We start from the raw sequence: 17,462 nt of genomic DNA, 5'->3' as shown, positions 1-17,462 counted from the left end.
TTTGCCTAAACGTCGTTTGTGACCCAGGTGTAAAGCCGTTGATACTGACCGGCAACACTATAAATAAACTGGCCCGGGTTTGCGGCGCCAAATAAGAACGACCGACACGGAGAGCCTTGCATGAAGCATCTTAAATCCACCCTGGCGGCACTCACCGCTGCTGCCGTCATGAGCTTGGCCGGCGTAGCTTATGCGGGCGCGACCCTGGACGCGATCCAGAAAAAGGGCTTTATCCAATGTGGCGTCAGCGATGGTTTGCCAGGCTTCGGCGTGCCGGACGCCCAGGGCAAGATGACCGGCATCGACGTTGATGTGTGCCACGCCGTCGCCGCAGCCGTGTTCGGCGATGCCTCGAAGGTGAAATTCACCCAACTGACTGCCAAGGAGCGTTTCACTGCGTTGCAGTCAGGGGAAATCGACCTGATATCGCGCAACACCACCTGGACCAGCTCCCGGGATTCCGGAATGGGGTTGGTGTTTACCGGCGTGACCTATTACGACGGCATCGGTTTTCTGGTGAACACCAAGCTGGGGGTGGCCCATGCCAAGGAACTGGATGGCGCGACCATCTGCATCCAGGCCGGCACCACCACCGAGCTGAACGTCTCTGATTACTTTCGCGCCAATGGCATGAAATACACCCCGATCACCTTCGACACCGCCGATGAAAGCGCCAAGGGCCTGGAAGCCGGACGCTGCGATGTGCTGACCACTGACCAGTCGGGCTTGTACGCCCAGCGGATCAAGATGGCGCATCCGGCTGAGTTCATCGTGCTGCCGGAAGTGATCTCCAAGGAACCCCTGGGCCCGTTGGTGCGCAAGGGCGACGATGACTGGTTCAGCATCGTCAAGTGGACGCTGTTTGCCATGCTCAATGCCGAAGAGATGGGCATCACTGCGCAAAACGTCGAAGAACAGGCCAAGACCACCAGAAACCCGGATATCGCCCGTCTGTTGGGTGTCGACGGTGAGTACGGCAAGGACTTGAAGTTGCGCAAGGACTGGGTGGTGCAGATCGTCAAGCAAGTGGGCAATTATGGCGAGGTGTTCGAGCGCAATATCGGCCAGGGCAGCGTGCTGAAGATCCCGCGCGGCCTCAACGCCCTGTGGAACAACGGTGGCATCCAGTACGCGCCACCGGTGCGCTAGCGGTCATGGTGACACCCGGTTCTTGCCCGCGGCCTTGGACCGGTACAGCGCCTGGTCTGCCCTGGCCATCAGGTTGGTGGGTGTCTCGTCATTGAGGCGCTGTACCACGCCCAGACTCAAGGTCACCTTGAACTCGCCCACGCTGGGTAAGTCGAGGATGGCCAGGCGGATGCGCTCGGCCAGGATCCTGGCGGTCTCCACCGTGCTTTTGGGCAGGATCACCATAAATTCATCGCCGCCCCAGCGCGCCAGGAGGTCGCCCTGGCGCACGCACTGTTCCAGGCGCTCGACTACCTGTAACAGGGTGCTGTCGCCTACGGCGTGTCCGTGCTGGTCGTTGATCGACTTGAAGTCATCAACATCCATGGCAATCACCGCCAATGGCAGGCGAAACCGCTGGGCGCGCTCACATTCCTCCAGCAGGGCTTTTTCCAGGCGGTAGCGGTTGGCGATACGGGTCAAGGTATCGCGCTCGGCCAGGGAGCGGTTTTCGTCCAGTTGCAACCGCAATTGTTGGTTGACCCGCGACAGTTCGCGAGTGCGTTCGGCCACCAGTGCTTCAAGGGATTGATTGCGCCGCTCAAGCTGTTCCATGGAACGTTTGCGCTCATGAATACTGCGGTGGGCGCCGACCATGCGCCACACCGAGCCGTCGGCATTGCGGGCGATCACGTAGCCACGGTCTTCGATCCACAGCCAGGTGCCGTTCTTCTTGCGGCAGCGGTATTCGGCTTGATAGTGGGTGGTGCGGCTGCAGATGTAGTCGTCGAAGACTTTCATCACATGGGGATAATCGTCGGGGTGGATCACGCTTTCCCAGGTGAAGACCGTGTTTTCCAGGGAGTGGTGGTCGTAGCCGAGCATCTCGTACCAGCCGGGGTTGCGATAGACGAACCCAGTGTTGGCATTCCAGTCCCAAACGCCATCGCTGACCAGTTCCATGATGGCATGGGCCAAGTCAGCATTGACGTCGAAAAGCTCATTCTTCAACGGATCCATATCGACCATCTGCGCGCTCCCTGCGAGGATGCTGGCTCATTCTGGCCAGTCAGGTGTTAACGCCGATACTCCGTGGCTGGACGTACTGTACAACGAGGTTTGGCCGCATAGAAAGAGCCTACAGGCTTGTGGCTAAAAGCCACTATTTCCGGGGGCTCAAGGCTATTGCGGCTCCATCATGCGGGTGGGTGGCAAGCCATTGGCATTGTGCTGGTAGATTGCCTCGGGCTGCCCTTGCTCGTTGAAGAATACCTGGCCGATGCCCGCACTGTTCCAGAGCCGTTCGCCGGCTTCGGCGTGTGCCGGGATATACGGCACCACTTGCATGCGGCGGCGCCGAGTCAGCCAGTTCAAGGGCGAGCGTGGCGAGTAGAGCCAGCGGTTGAGGCGGTCAAACCACTCCAGCAGGCGGGGTGGGAATTGGTTCTTGATGCCACTGCTGGTGATCTGCCAGATCTGCGGCCCGGCATTGCGATGGCGGATCAGCACTTTGTAGACGAACGAGTAATGCACATCCCCCGACAGGATCACGTAGTTACCCGGGGTGCGTGAGTGGCGGAAGATATTCAGGATCACTTGCGCGGCGCCACGGTGAGCCATCCAGTTTTCCGCATCGACCAACAGCGGGTAGCCGCACCAGCTGAAGATTTTCTGCACCGTCTCGATCAGCTTGACGCCGAAGATCGGCGCGGGCGAAACGATGATGGCTGACGGATGGTCGAGCAGTTCCTGTTGCAGTTCGCTCAAGGCTTCCCAGTCCAGCAGGCCGGACGGTTGTTTGAGGGTGAACTCACTGCGCCAGCGCCGCGTGCGGGTGTCGATGACGACCAGCGCGGGAGTGGTGGGCAGCACGTAGTGCCATTGCTGGAACTGCAGCAGATCTTCCAGCAATTGGTCCTGGGTGGGTGCGTGCAGGTGATTGTCGTGGTCCTGGACCGTCGCGGCCAGGGCCAGGGTTTTTTCCACCAGTTGAGCGAAGGCATCGGGGTTGTTGCCCCAGCCCTGGCAGAGCATGTAGGCCAGCAAGGCGTTGCCGATGATGCGCTTGGAGAATGGGTTGCCGTAGGCGGTCTGTTCCCACTGGGCGCTGAGGTTCCAGTCATCGGTGATGTCATGATCATCGAAGATCATCAGGCACGGAACGTGGGCGAACACCCGGGCGACACCGGCCAGGCCGTCGCGAAACTTATCCACAGGCACCTGCTCGCGGGCGTAGCGGGCCTGTTCCTCAGGTGCCAGCCGTGCGGGCGGTTGCGGGGTGATCAGGGTCCAGGGTGTCGGCGACCAGGCCAGCAGGTACATCGCCATGACTTCGGCGAAGGTCACCAGGTGGTTGTCGGCGGTGCTGCTGGTGAAGATCGGTTTCTTCACCCCGCCAAAAAAGCGTTCGCGCAAGGTCTCGTTGCTTTCCAGGGCCGGCAACAGATCGGCGCGATGGTAGTAGCTGGCGGGGTGATCGTAGAGCCTGGTGCTGTCGTCCACCACCGCGCCATCGAGGTGTTCATCGAACAGACCCAGGCGGGCAATCAGCCCATGAATGGCACGCAGCATCGGCCCGGCTACGTCGTCGGCATACACCTGGTCGCCACTCATCATCAACAGGGCGGGACGCTGTTCCAGGCTGCGGTCTTCGGCCAACAGGCGATCCGCGCACAGCAGGCCTTCATCGGCGTAATGGTGGGGTTTGCGGCAAGAACCGTGCAGCAACTGGCGAATACGGCTGTGCAGGATGAAATCCGGGCACCGGGCATTGGCATACAGCAGGTGCGGCGCCCATTGGGCGATGCCGGTTCCATCGTTGAGCAGCAAGTCATAGCTGATGGGCACGTCCTGGGGGAGCGGCGTGGCCAGCGGTACATCGATCAGGTGGATAAAGGCTGCGCGGCCCACGGGAATGACCCGGCAGCGGGTGGCGTCGAGATCGATCTCCAGGGACTGCTGGCACTCGTCCTGGCGAAACTGCAGCCGCAAGGTCAAGGCCAGTGCCCGGCTGCCCACCAGCCACAACACCAGGCGACCCGGCTCCAGGCGACGCAGCAAGGGGCCGGCGAGGACGGCGGGTAGTGAAGCGGCTTGCAACATGAAGAACACGGCTCTATGCGGGAAAGGACGGCAGAGGATAGCGCAATGGATGTCGGCGTTTTGTCAAAGTAACAGGGGCGGGCAGCCTTGATCACTACAGCATGTTTGCCCGCTCTAGGCTGCTGACCGACGACTCTCCCTGGGCAATCAGCCAGCGCAGCACATCGCTCACCGCCACGCGGTGTTGGCGTTCGATCCAGCGTACGCCTTGTGGGGTGTACTGTTCCACATACCGGCTGAGCACCAGTTGATGTTGGTCGGCAGACAATTGCAAACGGGTTTCCCGACAAATCAGCGCGCGATCACCCCGTTTGTGTATCTTCTGCTGCAGGAGCATGGAGCTGCCATCAGAAATCATCGCCTGGGCCTTGTGTGCATGAGGTTGCGGTGGGTGTTGTCGCCCCTTCCTTGCCTTCCAGCACATAGGCTGCGCGGTGTTCAGCCACGACGTTACGCAATGCGCTGTAGTAATCGGGCAACTGTTGCAGGCTGTCGGTCAGTGGCAGCAGGGCTGCCCGGGTGTCTACGGTGTCGCCGACCAGGCTGATGGTGCCCAGGGTTTGCACCGTGTCGCTGTCGCCCAGTGGCGCCACCAGGAAACTCAGCACTTTACCGGCAGCATCTCGACTGTTGCCGGTACCCAGTAACGGCAGTTCGACGATTGGCCCGTTACCGATGCCCCATACACCGAATGTCTGGCCGAAGTCGGCCGTGTGGCGGGGAATGCCCAGCGAGTCGGAGACATTCAACAGGCCCACCAGCCCCACGGTGGTGTTGACCGCGAATCGTCCCAGCGTGTTGACGGAGCGCTGTGGGTTGCCTTGCAGCAGGTCGTTGATAAACACCTTGGGTTCACTGAAGTTGCTGGAGAAGTTATGCACACCCTGCTGGAAAAAATCCGGCAGGTGTTGATAGCCACGGGCGACAGGTGCCAAGGCATAGTCATCGACGGTCCGGTTGAACGCAAAGACCCCGCGATTGAACGGCTCGACGGGGTCGTACACCGGGTAATCAACCTGCGCACAGCGCACGTTCGCCTGTGGCGCGGGGCTGGCACAGCCTGTCAGGTACGAAACAGTCATCAACAGTGCAGCCTGGCGAGCCAGGTGGCGGGGATACGTCAGCGCACGCATAAACACAGTCTCCGAAAAAGGGAGGCCGATGCTGGCATTCGCAGCTTGCCTGAAGATGTCTGCTTTATGACTGCGATGACGCTTTGTTGCAGGATTGAAATATGTGACGAGTCGCTGCGAATGGTTTTGAATGTCGCCTCGACCAAGCCAAGTGATGCCAGCCGGTGAGCAACCTTTTAATCGTGGACGATGACCTTGAGGTCCTCGCACTGCTGAAGAAATTTTTCCTGCAACATGGCTACGCGGTACGGACCGCAGCCAATGGCACAGCACTGTGGGCGGCCATGGAACAGCAGGTTGCAGACCTGATCATCCTCGACCTGATGCTGCCGGGCGACAACGGCCTGTTGCTGTGCCAGCGCCTGCGCCAGCAATACGCCACGCCGGTGATCATGCTGACCGCCATGGGCGAACTCAGCGACCGGGTGGTGGGCCTGGAAATGGGCGCTGATGACTACCTGAGCAAACCCTTCGATGCGCGTGAGTTGCTGGCCCGGGTGCGCGCAGTGTTGCGCCGTGCCGGTGAAAGCCGGGGCCCCTCGGGCGACAGTTCACGGCCGTTGATTCGCTTCGCCGGCTGGCAACTGGACCTTACCCGGCGCGAATTGCGCTCGCCGGACCAGGTGATGATCCCCTTGTCGTCCGGGGAGTTCGACCTGCTGTTGGTGTTCGTCGAGCATCCTCAGCGGGTGTTGTCGCGCGAGCAGCTGTTGAACCTGGCCCGTGGCCACAGCCACGATGCGTTTGATCGCAGTATCGACGTGCAGGTCAGCCGTCTGCGGCGCAAGCTGGAGTTCGATACCAAACGCCCGGCGATGATTCGCACGGTGCGCAATGGCGGCTATCAATTTACCGCCAGTGTGAGTCGCTCATGAAGCGTCCTCGCGACACGGTGGCCCGCTGGATTGCCCTGACCATCCTGATCGCCATGTTCACCGCCCTGGCGCTCAATACTCTGTTTTCGCTACTCGCCGGCGTCTGGGCCCGACCACCCTTGAGTGAAACCGGCCTGCTGGACAAGGTGGCGGTGATTGTCCGGATGATCGAGACGGCGGATCCTGCCCAGCGCCCCAGCCTGGCCCGCTCGGCAGGCGACAGTATGTTCAGCGTGCATTGGGCGGTGGATGCCAAGCGTTTCGGCTTGCCCCAGGTCAAGAACGATGATTACAGCACGGGAAAAGAGCTGTTCGTGAATGCGCTGGCCTGGCCAGAGCGCCGGGCCGAGGGCTTTGAGCCGGCTGACTGGGCAGGTCCCGGTGGGCACTATGCGTTGCTGGTGGAACTGACCGATCACTCGTGGCTGATGTTCAGCGCCGCGTCGCGCAGTTGGGGGCTTGCCGAAGGACCGCGTAGCGTCATCGTGTTGGTGCTGGTGCTGATTTCCACCGCGCTGGTGACCCTGATTGCCACCCGGCGCCTGGCGAGGCCCTTGCAACATTTCGCCCTGGGTGTCCGGCGTTTTGGTGCCGACTTCCGGGCGCCGCCGATCGAGCCGGTGGGCCCGGAGGAAATTCGCCAGGCGATCCTGGCATTCAACGGCATGCAGGCGCAGTTGCAGCACTTTATCCAGGACCGCACCCAGATGCTCGCGGCCATTTCCCATGACCTGCGCGCGCCCTTGACGCGGCTGCGGCTACGCGGTGAGTTCATTGAGGACCGCGATCAGCAGCAGAAACTGTTTCGCGATGTCGATGAAATGCAGGCGATGATCAATACCGCCCTGGAGTTCTTTCGCGACGATGCACGCCTGGAGCAGGCCACGGCGCTGGACTTGTCCGAGTTGCTGCAAACCCTGGTGGATGATTATCGTGACCAGTCCATCGATATCGCCTTCAGCGGTCCGCCGCGCCTGGTGTATTTCGGCCGGCCCCTGGGGCTCAAGCGGGTGATGACCAACCTGGTGGACAATGCGATCCACTACGGCCACGCGCCCGAAATCCAATTGCAGCAACAGCCGGGGCAAATGGTGATTCGCGTGCTGGACCGTGGGCCGGGGATTCCCAGCGGACTTCACGAACAGGTCTTCCTGCCGTTTTTCCGCCTGGAAGGTTCACGCAACAAAAGTACGGGGGGTGTCGGCCTGGGGCTTTCCAGCGCCCGGGCGATTGTCCTGGAGCATGGCGGCACCCTGACCCTGCGGGACCGCCTGGGCGGCGGGTTGGAGGCGGTGGTGATACTGCCGGTGTAGTGAGGAGGGTGATCCATTGCAGATGTGAGCCGTATTCAATGCAGGGATGAATCCGGCCCCAAGGCTTGTTGTACACAGTCGAGCAAACGCTCAGTGCTCCATGGCTTGGGCAGGAATCTCACGGTGCTGCCCAATTGCGCCGCCATCGCTGTGTTGCCCGAGGTCAGGACCACGGGCAATGAAGGCCAACGGTGCGCCACTACTCGGCTCAGGTCATACCCGTTGAGCAGTCCAGGCATCTGGATATCACTGACAATCAAGTCCACCGGATCACTGGAGCGTTCCAGAAAAATCATCCCCTCATCCGCCGATGGAAACGAAATGACCTGTGCGCCGAATTCTTCCAGCACATCCACCATGAGTGAGCGAATGATTTCGTCGTCTTCCAATACCAATATCGATGGCTGAGCCATGATCACTACTCCACCATCAGAGGTCAGTAAGGTGGAGTGGGCGATGAATGGATAGGTTCGATTGGATATTTTATATTCGATGGGTGGTCATTTGGCTGGTTTTCCCCCTCAGAAGCGCTCATCCAGCAGGGCCGGCAAGGTCAGTTCCTTGACGAAGCTGGCCGATGACAGGCTCAAGGCCATACGCACCACCTGCACCACATCGTGTACCGGGATCAACTGCCCGTCGCCGCGTTGTTCGGCCTCTTGCCTGGATGTGCTCAACGGATCTTCGGTATTCAGGTAGCCCAGGTTCAGGCAGGTCACACCCAGGCGCTGGTGCCGATAACCTTCGCGCAGAGCATCGGCCATGCCACGCAAGGCGAATTTCGATGCGCCGAACGTGACTTCCGGACGACCGCTCTGGGGCAGGCCCGAGGTCGAGCCGGTAAGGATGATGCGTGGGTTCGGGCTCTTCAGCAGCACGGGCAGCAGGCGCTTGATCAGCAGCAGCGGCGCGGTGACGTTGCAACTGACAATGGCTTCCAGCTGCGTATCCTCGTCCTTGAGAAAACTGTAGGCCTCGTCGAACGCCCGTTCTTCCCAGATGCCCAGGTTATAGATCAGCGTGTCCAGGCCGTCCTGCACCACCGCTTGTTCGATGAGTTGCGCGGCCTGTGCTGGCTGGCCAAGGTCGGCTTCCACCCACAGCACTTCTGCACCCGTCGCGGATACCAGGTTGGCAGGACGGCTGCGCGAGACACCGACCACGGTATCCCCCACACCACCCAGACCTTCCATCAATGCCCTGCCCAAACCCTTGCTTGCACCGACCACCATGGTTCTCATCGATCTCTCCTGAACTGACGTGCTGATGGGAGGGCGCATGCAAACAGAGGGGGCGAGTGATGGCAATTGAATGGCTGTATCCAAATGTTTTGCCGGGGCAGGGCGCGATCTGCCTCCGATTGATTTAGAGTGATGGCCTTTTGATATTTATCCGGCTGTAGCCAAGGACGAAAAATGAAACGGATCGAACGCGACTTCATCACCCTGTTCAATTGCCTGTGGTACCAGGACTTTCCGGTGGAGGTCGATGCCGTCACCAACCGTGCCGGCTGGACGATTCATGTGGGGGTGGTGATACGCCAGTGTGCAAAATTGCTTGGTGCACGTGCTTATTTCGAGCAGGGCGGGCGCACCGATGCGGTCCTGAAATACCCGGACAAGAGCATTCTGTCCAACGTTGAATGGGAGTGGGTCCAGTCCCATAACGACAAAGTGGATGAAATCAGCAAACTGTTTAAAAGCCATGAAAAGGCGGCGTTCTCTACCTTCGTGTCCTACAGCACCAAAAGCCATTTGCCCGCAGCCATCGAAAAGGCTTCCAAGGTCTGGGCCAAGGCCAGCACGCCGCTGATTTTCTTTGTCGTGACCTTTGAGTCGGTTGGGCGCGACCGGCATTTCCTGGAGCTGCAAACGCACTTTTTCAGCCGTGGCAAACACAAGAAAATCCGCTCGCAGCCCGCCCTGCCTTGGCAGATCGATCGGGCACGCTTCAACAACCTGGACGAGGATAAGTAAACAGCAGGCATAATTGCCGCCTTTGCCGCCTGAAGCCCCCGATCTGGAGCCCCCGATGAAACTCGTTGCCTTGCTGCCCCTTTTACTCACGGCCACGCTCTTCAACACTTCGGCGACGGCAGCGGGTGATGCCGAGGCGGGTGGCAGGTTGTTCACCAAGACGTGTGGCGGTTGCCACAGTGTCGGGCTGAACGCCCGTGGCGGCTTCGGGCCGCAGCTCAATGGGGTGATCGGGCGGCTGGCGGGCGCTACGGCGGACTATCAGTATTCCGACGCGATGAAAAACTCAGGTGTGGTGTGGACGCGGGAAACACTCGCGGCCTATATCGAGAACCCGAAGAAAGTGGTGAGTGGTACCCGCATGATTTTCTGGGGGATCAGCGATCAGGAGAAGATCGAGAATCTGCTGGCGTATCTTGAGACCTTTCAGGCGCAATAGCCGGATACAACCAAATCCATTGCAGGAACCGACTTGCCGGCTCCTGCAGGATAGGCACTGATTTCAACTGCCCTGTGGTGTTTCCCCGCGTGCCAGCCGCGCATTGATGTCGTCGATCACCGCCGGCAGGTCGACGATGGTATCGATCAGGTAATGCGGGCGTGAACCCTCAAACATCTGGGTAATGCGCTCGCGCTCCTGCGCCAGTTCCTCGGCCGGCAGCGCCTTGAATTGCGCGTAGGTAAGGCCCAGCGCGTTGCCGGAGCAGGTCAGTGCCACCGTCCACATCCCGGCACTGCGTCCTTCCAGAATCCCCGGCCAGGTGTCATCGACCTTGACGCACGCCGCCACATCGCTGATGCCCAGGGCTATCACATTGGCCAGGGCCTGGGCCGGATGCGGGCGCCCGTTGGGCACTTCATCAGTCGCCACCACATGATCGGCCACGTAGCCGTTTTGTCGCGCCAGCTCGACCACCTTGGCCATTACCACGGCCGGATAGCCCGAGCAGGAGCCGATCTTCAAGCCCTTGCCACGCAGGGTTTCAATCGCCTCCAGCGCACCGGGAATCACCGCCGAGTGCAGGGCGATTTTCTCGATCTGCAACGGCATGAAACGCTCATACAGGGCGGTGACGTCCTCGTCGCTCGGCTGGCGGTTGAATACGGCGCGATAACGTTCGGCAATCTGCGGCTGATTACACAGGGTGCGGATGTGATCCCACTTGCCCATGCCCATCGGTCCGCGCGCTTCCTCCAGGGAAACGGCGACGCCGAACTCGGCAAAGGCCTCGACGAAAATCTGCGTGGGGGCGAAGGAGCCGAAGTCGACGACGGTGCCGGCCCAGTCCAGGACCACGGCTTGCAGCTTGGAAGGTGGTTGGTAGTTCATGGTCAATCTCCATTTTCGGGTATGAGCAGGCCGTCCCTCGATAAATGAGGTAAGCCGGTTGAGTGCAAAAGGGTGAAGCGAATCAGGTAGCCGGTATGGGGCTGGCCTCGAACAGTTCGGCGATCATCGGGCGGTTGCGCCGGATGCCCAGGCAACACAGGTGGTAGTCGATGGAAAACGGGTGGTCGACAAAAGTGATCGGCGTGGTGCCCGGTGTTTCGGCGTATTCCACCGCCGACACAAAACCAATGCCGATACCCTTGGCGATGGCATGCACGATTGCCTCGCGACTATTGAGCTGCATCACGCAGTTCAGGTCCACACTCAGGCGCTTGCAGCTCTCTTCCACCAGTTGGCGGGTGCGTGAGCTGCGTTCGCGCATGACCCAGCGCTCCTGGCTGATCTGTTCGACGTGGACCTCTTTCTGCGCCGCCCAGGGATGGTCATCGCGCACCACCGCGATGATCGGGTAACGCCGATACAGCTGCGTATCGAAGCGTTGGTCAAACTCCGAGAGGGCCAGGATTGCCACATCGATATCAAAGTTGAACAGGCGGTCGAGGGTTTCCTTCTCCGGGGAAAACGAGGTCTCCAGCTCGATATCCGGGTGGCGTTGCATCAGCTCGTACGTCAGGTTCATTGCAATCGGCGGCGACACCGCGCCCAGGCGCAGCATCCCGGTCTTGCGCTGCTTGAAGCTGTGCAGCAATTGCATGGCTTCATCCTCCTGGCCGAACAGGCCCTGGGTGATCCCGTAGAGCGCGTGCCCGGCCGAACTCATCTCGATAAAGCGCCCACGACGGTGGAACAACTCCACCGAGAACTGCTTTTCCAGGGCGTTCACCTGCTCGCTGACCGTTGGCTGGCCGACGCTCAAGTACTCGGCGGCGAGGGTGAAGCTACCGGTCTTCGCCACCGCATGAAAGGAACGCAGCCACTTGTGGTACTGGTACATAACCCATCCTGTTCCAGGGCTCAGCCGAGCCGGTTGATCAACGGCGGATAAACAGGGCTACCACTGCGCTGCACAGGCAGGCCGAGGTGACGACGATGAAGATCAGCGACGTATTGCCGGTACTGTCGAGCATACTGCCGATCAGCGGTTCCGCCAGGCCAGCAAACAGATAAGACGAGAAGTTCATCACACCCGTGGCCGTGCCTGCGCGCTTGGCGCCTACCAAGTCCGGGCACAGGGCCCAGAAGCTGGATGCCGGGCCGTAGACAAAGAACCCGCACAGAAACAGCGCGACCAGGCCGACCGCGCTGTGGGGCGGCAGGCTCCACATCCACAGGCTGGTGGCGGCGCCGAGGAACATATAGAGCATGATCGCCAGGTAGCGCTTGGAGCCGAACAGCTTGTCGGACACCCAGCCATTGCTCAGGGCGCCGACGGCCATGCCGACGGGCAGGGCGACGGTGATCCACTTGGGATCGATCATGCTGTCGCCGCTTTTCCAGTTGGCGCCGAGGAAATGCACCGGGACCCACACGATCAAACCGTAGCGCGCCGCGTTCTGGAAGCCCAGGGACACGGCAGCGATGATCAGGCGCGCGTTTTTCAACACGGCCTTGTAGCGCTGCGCCGAGGTTTCTTCTGTGCCATGGGCCACTTCATGGCCCTTGTCTTCGGCGTTGGCCACACCGGTATCGGCCAGGGGCTCGAAGCCCAGGTCCTGCGGGCGCTCACGGGCCACCAGATAAAACAGGATGCCCCCGGCCAACATCAGCAGGACCGGCAGACGGAAGATCCAGCGCCATTCCAGATGCAGCACCTCCAGCACCACGATGGAGGTCACATAGGACAGCACCGACGCACAGCCGGCGGCGAATACATAGAAGCCATAGACCCTGCCACGCTCGCTGGCGCTCCACCAATTGGAGATCAAGCGGCTGCCCGGCGCCCAGCCCAAGGCCTGGAAGTAGCCGTTGATACCCCACGGCAGGATCAACCCGGCAAAGCCACTGGCAAAACTGGTGACCCAGTTGGCGCCACAGGACAGCACCGCGCCCAGGGTCATGATGCGCCGGCCACCGAACTTGTCGGCCAGGTTGCCGTTGATTGCCTGGCCAATGGCATAGGCCCAGAGCATGGCGGCCGAGATCCAGCCCAGCACCTCCTTGGTCAGACCGAACTCGGCCTGTATCCCCGGGATGGCGAAGCCGAAGGTTTGGCGTCCGGTGTAGAAAAACAGGTAACAAAACATCGCCGCCAGCAGCATGCGCCACTGGGCAACACGGAACGATGCCGAGCGAACGGCAGGGACAGGCAGGGTGTGTGCACGATTCATGATGTTTTCCTTATTGTTATTCGCCCCCGAAACCGCAGCTACGGGGTGGCACGCTTTACAGGTGCAAGAGGAAAGACTGAATTGCGTTGGGCCTAGGCGGCCCTGGAACCGATAAAGTTCTTGCCGCGCGCACCTTGCAGGGCGAAGCGGATCATTGCGGCGGCCTCGGTGGGCGTGACGCCGTAGTCGGTAAATTCGGTTTTCACGTCCAGGCTATGCAGGAACGTGCGCAGTTGGGCCTGGGCTTTGTCCAGGTCATCGCCAAACACCCGCTGCAATGTGCGATCGCGCGCGGCGTCATGCCCCCACGCCAACCCCAGCACCAACGGCAAGGTAAAGGAGCAGGCGATGCCATGGGGCAGACCGTGGTGCAAGGTCATCTCATAGGAAATGGAGTGAGCCAGGGCCGTCTTGGTATTGGAAAAGGCCAGGCCGGCCTTGAGCGCCGCCAGTGCCATGCGCGAGCGTAACTCCGGATTGCCAAGGTCGCGCCGCAGCTGCGGCAGGCATTCCAGGATGTCCTCGATGGCCGACACCGCAAAAGTGTCAGAAACCGGGTTGGCGTTGATATTCCAGATCGACTCCAGGGCGTGGGATAAAGCATCGAGCCCTGTCGACACGGTGACCCCGGCTGGCACCGTGAGCATCAACTGTGGGTCAACAATCGCTACCTTCGGCCAGGTGCAGTCCAGGTGCAGGGAATACTTCTTGTGGCTGGCTGAATCCCAGATCGTCGCCCAGGGCGTCACCTCGCTGCCGGTACCCGCGGTGGTCGGCGCCGCGATCAACGTCTTGCAATGGGCCGGCACAAACGGTTGGCCGGTCGCCAGCAACGCCAGCAACTCATCGAACTGCCCGGACTCGGTGCCGACAATCAATGCCTTGGCTGTATCAATCGCACTACCGCCACCGACGGCCAGCACCACATCACAGCTCCCGGCTTGTTGCCAGAAACGCTCGTAGGTGCCACGCAATTGCGCAACATCGGGATTGGGCTGCACATCCTCGACCACATATACCAGACGCTCGCCCAGCAGTGCCTGGATCCGCTCCACCAAGCCCAGCGCACGGGCTTCCGGAAAGGTGACGAGCGTGACGGTCTGCTGCGCGGTGATACTGGCCAGGTCTTGCAGGCAACCCCAGCCGAAGCGGGTGTCTACCGGGTTATGGAATCGGGCAGTCATGGCGTGTTCCTGGTTTTTTGTTGTTGGAAGTGGCGCCAATAGTCGGGGAGGGTGGGAAAGAGCTCAAATCGATAGATTGGGGGGATGGATTGGTTGGGCCGATAGTGGGGGTAAGACGGTTTGCTTGGGCGAGCTTGCATCTACGTGTGACAGGTGTGTCCTATTTGCCCTGCACTCAGAACCTACACGTGAGTAGGGTTTTTCTGGTTTTTATGTAGACCCATCTTTAGGCGCAGTGCGTTTGCTAAGTTCTCGTGAAAAATCTGCGATGGAAGCGCTGAATGTTTACGTTCAATACCCTATGGAAAAATCACCCGCAAATTTTCGGAGATGCAGCACCTTGCAGAACTAACGGTGCCAAGAACTTTAGTGATCAATGCGCAATCAATCTCGGTGTTGCACTGCGTAGGTCGGGCGTAGATCTCAGCAGGTTAAGGGGGATGCGCTATTGTTGGCAGCATCCTAAAAGTGAGGGGCATGTACTGGCAGCAGAAGAAATGGCCAAGGCGTTGAGCAACGCGAATGTTCCCGGCTTGCAACGGATGAAGAAAGTATCCCCTGAAGACTTTGAGGATGTGTTAGACGGGCAGCGAGGCATCATTTTCTTCAAAGACTTTTGGCGCCGGGGGAACGAGACGTTTGGCAATCGCAGTGGTGATCACATCGACCTGTGGAATGGGCGGCGATTGACGGATTGGTTGAGCTATCCGCGTATTCAACTGGGTTTCTCGATTGAAGGATCATTCTCGGATTATCACGAGTCCAGGGAGATTTGGTTTTGGAAGGTTTTATGAAGGCTTTTAAGGGCGCGCTATTTGTGATTTTGGTGGTTGCGGTGGCGGTGGGGGTGTTCAACGGTGTGGTTGTGGCGGTTTCGGCTTACTTTGGGCCTTTTTATGAGGGGGATGCGCAGCAGAGTCGCAACTTTGGGATTTGGTTGTTGGGGAATGGAGTGGTGGTTGTGGCTTCAGCGTTCGTTGGCGTTGTTTGGTATCGCAGGTATTTGCGTAGAGGGTAGGTAGCCGTTCTGGCATTTGATTGCGTACACCCATTGAATCAGTAATGCCTGCAGTAAAAAGACCTTGGTATTCCAAGGTCTTTTTGCCTGCCAATCAGCCCAGCAGGTGTTTGGAAATCAGCCTGGAGATTTCGACAATCGAGGTCTTGCCGGTGAACTCGAATTTCACTTTGCCCAGCGATGAAAAGTAGATCTCCAACTCCGAATCCAGATCGAACGTGCCGGAGGTTTCCACGGAGTACGCGACGATGTTCTTGTAGGGCAGGGAGGTGAAGTCTTTCTTGCTGCCGGTGATGCCTTGCACGTTCACGGCGATAATGCGCTTGGTGGTGAACACTACGCCGTCGCGCATGGCTTTGTAGGCATCGACTACTTGTTCGTCATCGAGCAACAGCGAGGCAACGCGTTCGGCATACTCGTTGTTTTGCTTGAGTTTGAAGAAGCCTTTGTTGTTGAAGTCGATCATTGGACGGTCCTTGTGTGTCTGGGAAGGGGCTACAGGATTGCCTTGAGGTAGTCCTTGAGTGCTTCGAGTGGGAGCTTCAGTTCCTCTAGTGTCGAGGCTTGCTGGACGTCAGTCATAAGCTTTTGCAGCTCGCGGCCCAACACCGTGTTGGCACCACCCAAGGTCGCCAGGGCCAGCTTGGTGCATTCATCTACCTTGCGCTGGATGGTTGGCAGGTCGCCACTGCGCACCAGCAACCCAAATACCTCCCGCTCATACCCGTCCATGACCAGATCATCGCGCAGAATCGGGCTGCCATCTTCGGTCTCATGTACCAGTTTGAGGGCGAATAGAGCAACGGCTTCGAGCGTCAATTCCATGGTCCTGGGTCCTCTTCTATCGGGCGCGGCGGGGGGGATCATTTTTCTGCAGGCGAAAAAAAGACCTTGAGTTTCAAGGTCTTTCTTTAAAGCATTAATGGCTTGATTTGTATAGATTAAATTGGATATCGCGGTAGGTGGGTGTCGTGTTATTGCAGCGGTACATATATATCAGTCTGCCATTGATCCTGCGGGGTCTCGGGATAAACGCTCAGATAATCGAAGAACAGGGGGTGGTCCCGCAGTTCCTCGCCGCTGGTGGGTAGCCAGTCGCGGTAGATCGGGTAGATCGTCTCGCCAATGTGGTCCGTCGAGCCCACGTGGCGCACGACAACGCAACGTCCTCCTGGGATAACGCGCTCGGTTACGCCGAACTCATTTGTGGCCACGGCCTCGTTAATTTCGCCGCAGAGTGCAAACCGGAATGCTTCGGGCGGGGTTGTATCGGGGTTGCCGAAAGGAATACCAAAGCTGCGACTTGATTGCACGGGCGACTGTCCGCTCTGTCTGCGCCACTCGGAAAACTTGCGCACACTCTCGCTGACGAGCCCTGGAGCGCCACAGTGTTCGAGTGCTGCCACTCTGACGGGGTGAAACTCTACGATTCGTACGTGCATGATGATGCTCCTTGAGAAGTGAGGGATGGTGAACACCGAACTCCAGACCTGCCAACTGGGCTGCTTCCTGAACGCACTCGGTGCCATACCGAACGCTCGCCTGAATGCCCTGGAAAAAGCCTCGGGGCTTTCGAAACCTGCACCGAACGCTGCTTCCAGTACCGAATAACCCCGGGTGGAGGCCAGGCAATGCGCCGCGCGTCGTAGCCGCATTAACTGCACATAGCGTGAAACAGGTACGCCGACGAAGGCGGTGAATTGCCGATGGAAGTGAAATGCCGAAAAATTCGCCACTTGGCTCAACGCCTTCACGGACAGGTCACCTTCTAGATTGGCTTCTATATAGGTGAGGACTGCATTGAAGCGTTGTGTGTACGCGGCGTTGCTCGACAAGTCAGGCACTGGATGGAGGCTCCTGGGATTTCGGTAGGCATCAGAGTCAGCCATCCCGGCTTGCCTGCGCCTAGCCGTGCTTGCTGAGGTAGTGATGGGGTTGTCTTGGACGTTTCATAATGGCAACCCAGGCGCTTTGGAAAGAATTTTCAGGCGGGGGTTGACCACGTATTTTAATCCTGTACTATTCGCCTCCCGCTGACGAGAGATCGAAAGCGCAAGTGGTTGAAGTTGTTAAGGATTCCTTGAAAACTTCTGAAAATAATCACTTGACAGCAAA

Annotated in this window: 20 protein-coding genes; 7 read left to right on the top strand and 13 right to left on the bottom strand. The window is 59.3% G+C overall.

What is annotated here, in order from left to right; translation table 11 throughout:
* Positions 1 to 120: 120 nt before the first annotated feature.
* On the top strand, positions 121 to 1,149 hold the full coding sequence (locus BFQ03_RS25465; protein ID WP_065944264.1) for an amino acid ABC transporter substrate-binding protein: 1,029 nt from the start codon (positions 121 to 123) through the stop codon (positions 1,147 to 1,149).
* A 3-nt stretch (positions 1,150 to 1,152) separates the two neighbouring features.
* Here the strand turns inward: BFQ03_RS25465 and BFQ03_RS25460 are convergent, their stop codons facing one another.
* The 4 genes from BFQ03_RS25460 to BFQ03_RS25445 all read right to left on the bottom strand — a co-directional run bounded on the left by BFQ03_RS25460 (position 1,153) and on the right by BFQ03_RS25445 (position 5,363).
* Positions 1,153 to 2,157, bottom strand: coding sequence for a diguanylate cyclase domain-containing protein (locus BFQ03_RS25460; protein WP_032857603.1), 1,005 nt, complete (start codon positions 2,155 to 2,157; stop codon positions 1,153 to 1,155).
* A gap of 153 nt (positions 2,158 to 2,310) precedes the next feature.
* On the bottom strand, positions 2,311 to 4,230 hold the full coding sequence (locus BFQ03_RS25455; protein ID WP_065944263.1) for an alkaline phosphatase D family protein: 1,920 nt from the start codon (positions 4,228 to 4,230) through the stop codon (positions 2,311 to 2,313).
* A 94-nt stretch (positions 4,231 to 4,324) separates the two neighbouring features.
* Complete coding sequence (locus BFQ03_RS25450; RefSeq protein WP_065944262.1) at positions 4,325 to 4,588, bottom strand: hypothetical protein; 264 nt, start codon at positions 4,586 to 4,588, stop codon at positions 4,325 to 4,327.
* The gene (locus tag BFQ03_RS25445; RefSeq protein ID WP_032857600.1) at positions 4,578 to 5,363 is read right to left on the bottom strand and encodes an MlaA family lipoprotein; all 786 of its coding nucleotides are present in this window, start codon (positions 5,361 to 5,363) and stop codon (positions 4,578 to 4,580) included. The genes BFQ03_RS25450 and BFQ03_RS25445 overlap by 11 nt, the downstream gene beginning before the upstream one ends.
* A 164-nt stretch (positions 5,364 to 5,527) precedes the next feature.
* Between BFQ03_RS25445 and BFQ03_RS25440 the strand changes: the two genes are divergently transcribed.
* Together BFQ03_RS25440 and BFQ03_RS25435 are read left to right on the top strand one after the other, a co-directional pair.
* The gene (locus BFQ03_RS25440) at positions 5,528 to 6,238 is read left to right on the top strand and encodes a response regulator (RefSeq protein WP_032857599.1); all 711 of its coding nucleotides are present in this window, start codon (positions 5,528 to 5,530) and stop codon (positions 6,236 to 6,238) included.
* A complete protein-coding gene (locus BFQ03_RS25435) occupies positions 6,235 to 7,551 on the top strand; it encodes a sensor histidine kinase (RefSeq protein WP_065944261.1) in 1,317 nt (438 codons plus the stop codon). Before BFQ03_RS25440 ends, BFQ03_RS25435 begins: the two co-directional genes overlap by 4 nt.
* Before the next feature lie 35 nt (positions 7,552 to 7,586).
* On the opposite strand, the gene BFQ03_RS25430 is transcribed toward BFQ03_RS25435, so the two are convergent.
* Positions 7,587 to 7,964, bottom strand: a complete 378-nt coding sequence (locus tag BFQ03_RS25430) for a response regulator (protein ID WP_032857597.1) — start codon at positions 7,962 to 7,964, stop codon at positions 7,587 to 7,589.
* Positions 7,965 to 8,072: 108 nt separating this feature from the next.
* Positions 8,073 to 8,792: an SDR family oxidoreductase gene (locus tag BFQ03_RS25425; protein WP_065944260.1), complete on the bottom strand. Its 720-nt coding sequence runs from the start codon at positions 8,790 to 8,792 to the stop codon at positions 8,073 to 8,075.
* Positions 8,793 to 8,966: 174 nt separating this feature from the next.
* Between BFQ03_RS25425 and BFQ03_RS25420 the strand changes: the two genes are divergently transcribed.
* Entirely contained in the window at positions 8,967 to 9,527 is a 561-nt protein-coding gene (locus BFQ03_RS25420; RefSeq protein WP_175403920.1) for a hypothetical protein, read from the top strand.
* A 55-nt stretch (positions 9,528 to 9,582) separates the two neighbouring features.
* Entirely contained in the window at positions 9,583 to 9,966 is a 384-nt protein-coding gene (locus BFQ03_RS25415) for a c-type cytochrome (protein WP_032857595.1), read from the top strand.
* Positions 9,967 to 10,029: 63 nt separating this feature from the next.
* Here BFQ03_RS25415 and phnX read toward each other — a convergent pair whose 3' ends face one another.
* The 4 genes from phnX to psrA form a co-directional block, all read right to left on the bottom strand.
* Complete coding sequence (gene phnX, locus BFQ03_RS25410; protein ID WP_065944259.1) at positions 10,030 to 10,857, bottom strand: phosphonoacetaldehyde hydrolase; 828 nt, start codon at positions 10,855 to 10,857, stop codon at positions 10,030 to 10,032.
* A gap of 82 nt (positions 10,858 to 10,939) precedes the next feature.
* Positions 10,940 to 11,812: a LysR substrate-binding domain-containing protein gene (locus BFQ03_RS25405; RefSeq protein WP_065944258.1), complete on the bottom strand. Its 873-nt coding sequence runs from the start codon at positions 11,810 to 11,812 to the stop codon at positions 10,940 to 10,942.
* Between the two features lie 37 nt (positions 11,813 to 11,849).
* The gene (locus BFQ03_RS25400) at positions 11,850 to 13,145 is read right to left on the bottom strand and encodes an MFS transporter (RefSeq protein ID WP_065944257.1); all 1,296 of its coding nucleotides are present in this window, start codon (positions 13,143 to 13,145) and stop codon (positions 11,850 to 11,852) included.
* A 92-nt stretch (positions 13,146 to 13,237) separates the two neighbouring features.
* Positions 13,238 to 14,329 carry an iron-containing alcohol dehydrogenase PsrA gene (gene psrA, locus BFQ03_RS25395; protein ID WP_032857585.1) on the bottom strand — a complete coding sequence of 364 codons (1,092 nt, stop codon included), beginning with the start codon at positions 14,327 to 14,329 and terminating at the stop codon, positions 13,238 to 13,240.
* Between the two features lie 281 nt (positions 14,330 to 14,610).
* Here psrA and BFQ03_RS25390 point away from each other — a divergent pair, with 281 nt between their 5' ends.
* Both BFQ03_RS25390 and BFQ03_RS25385 read left to right on the top strand, forming a co-directional pair.
* The gene (locus BFQ03_RS25390; RefSeq protein WP_065944256.1) at positions 14,611 to 15,123 is read left to right on the top strand and encodes a type VI secretion system amidase effector protein Tae4; all 513 of its coding nucleotides are present in this window, start codon (positions 14,611 to 14,613) and stop codon (positions 15,121 to 15,123) included.
* On the top strand, positions 15,120 to 15,347 hold the full coding sequence (locus BFQ03_RS25385; RefSeq protein WP_065944255.1) for a hypothetical protein: 228 nt from the start codon (positions 15,120 to 15,122) through the stop codon (positions 15,345 to 15,347). The genes BFQ03_RS25390 and BFQ03_RS25385 overlap by 4 nt, the downstream gene beginning before the upstream one ends.
* A gap of 94 nt (positions 15,348 to 15,441) precedes the next feature.
* Here the strand turns inward: BFQ03_RS25385 and BFQ03_RS25380 are convergent, their stop codons facing one another.
* The 3 genes from BFQ03_RS25380 to BFQ03_RS25370 all read right to left on the bottom strand — a co-directional run bounded on the left by BFQ03_RS25380 (position 15,442) and on the right by BFQ03_RS25370 (position 17,191).
* Positions 15,442 to 15,813, bottom strand: coding sequence for a PH domain-containing protein (locus BFQ03_RS25380; RefSeq protein ID WP_029300265.1), 372 nt, complete (start codon positions 15,811 to 15,813; stop codon positions 15,442 to 15,444).
* Between the two features lie 29 nt (positions 15,814 to 15,842).
* On the bottom strand, positions 15,843 to 16,172 hold the full coding sequence (locus BFQ03_RS25375) for a hypothetical protein (RefSeq protein WP_032857579.1): 330 nt from the start codon (positions 16,170 to 16,172) through the stop codon (positions 15,843 to 15,845).
* Between the two features lie 149 nt (positions 16,173 to 16,321).
* Entirely contained in the window at positions 16,322 to 17,191 is an 870-nt protein-coding gene (locus tag BFQ03_RS25370) for an AraC family transcriptional regulator (protein ID WP_032857576.1), read from the bottom strand.
* Positions 17,192 to 17,462 lie beyond the last annotated feature (271 nt).

Source organism: Pseudomonas sp. 25 R 14, assembly GCF_900004755.1.
In the GTDB taxonomy this organism is placed as follows: Bacteria; Pseudomonadota; Gammaproteobacteria; order Pseudomonadales; family Pseudomonadaceae; genus Aquipseudomonas; species Aquipseudomonas brenneri.
This window is presented reverse-complemented; position numbering and strand designations above follow the sequence as displayed.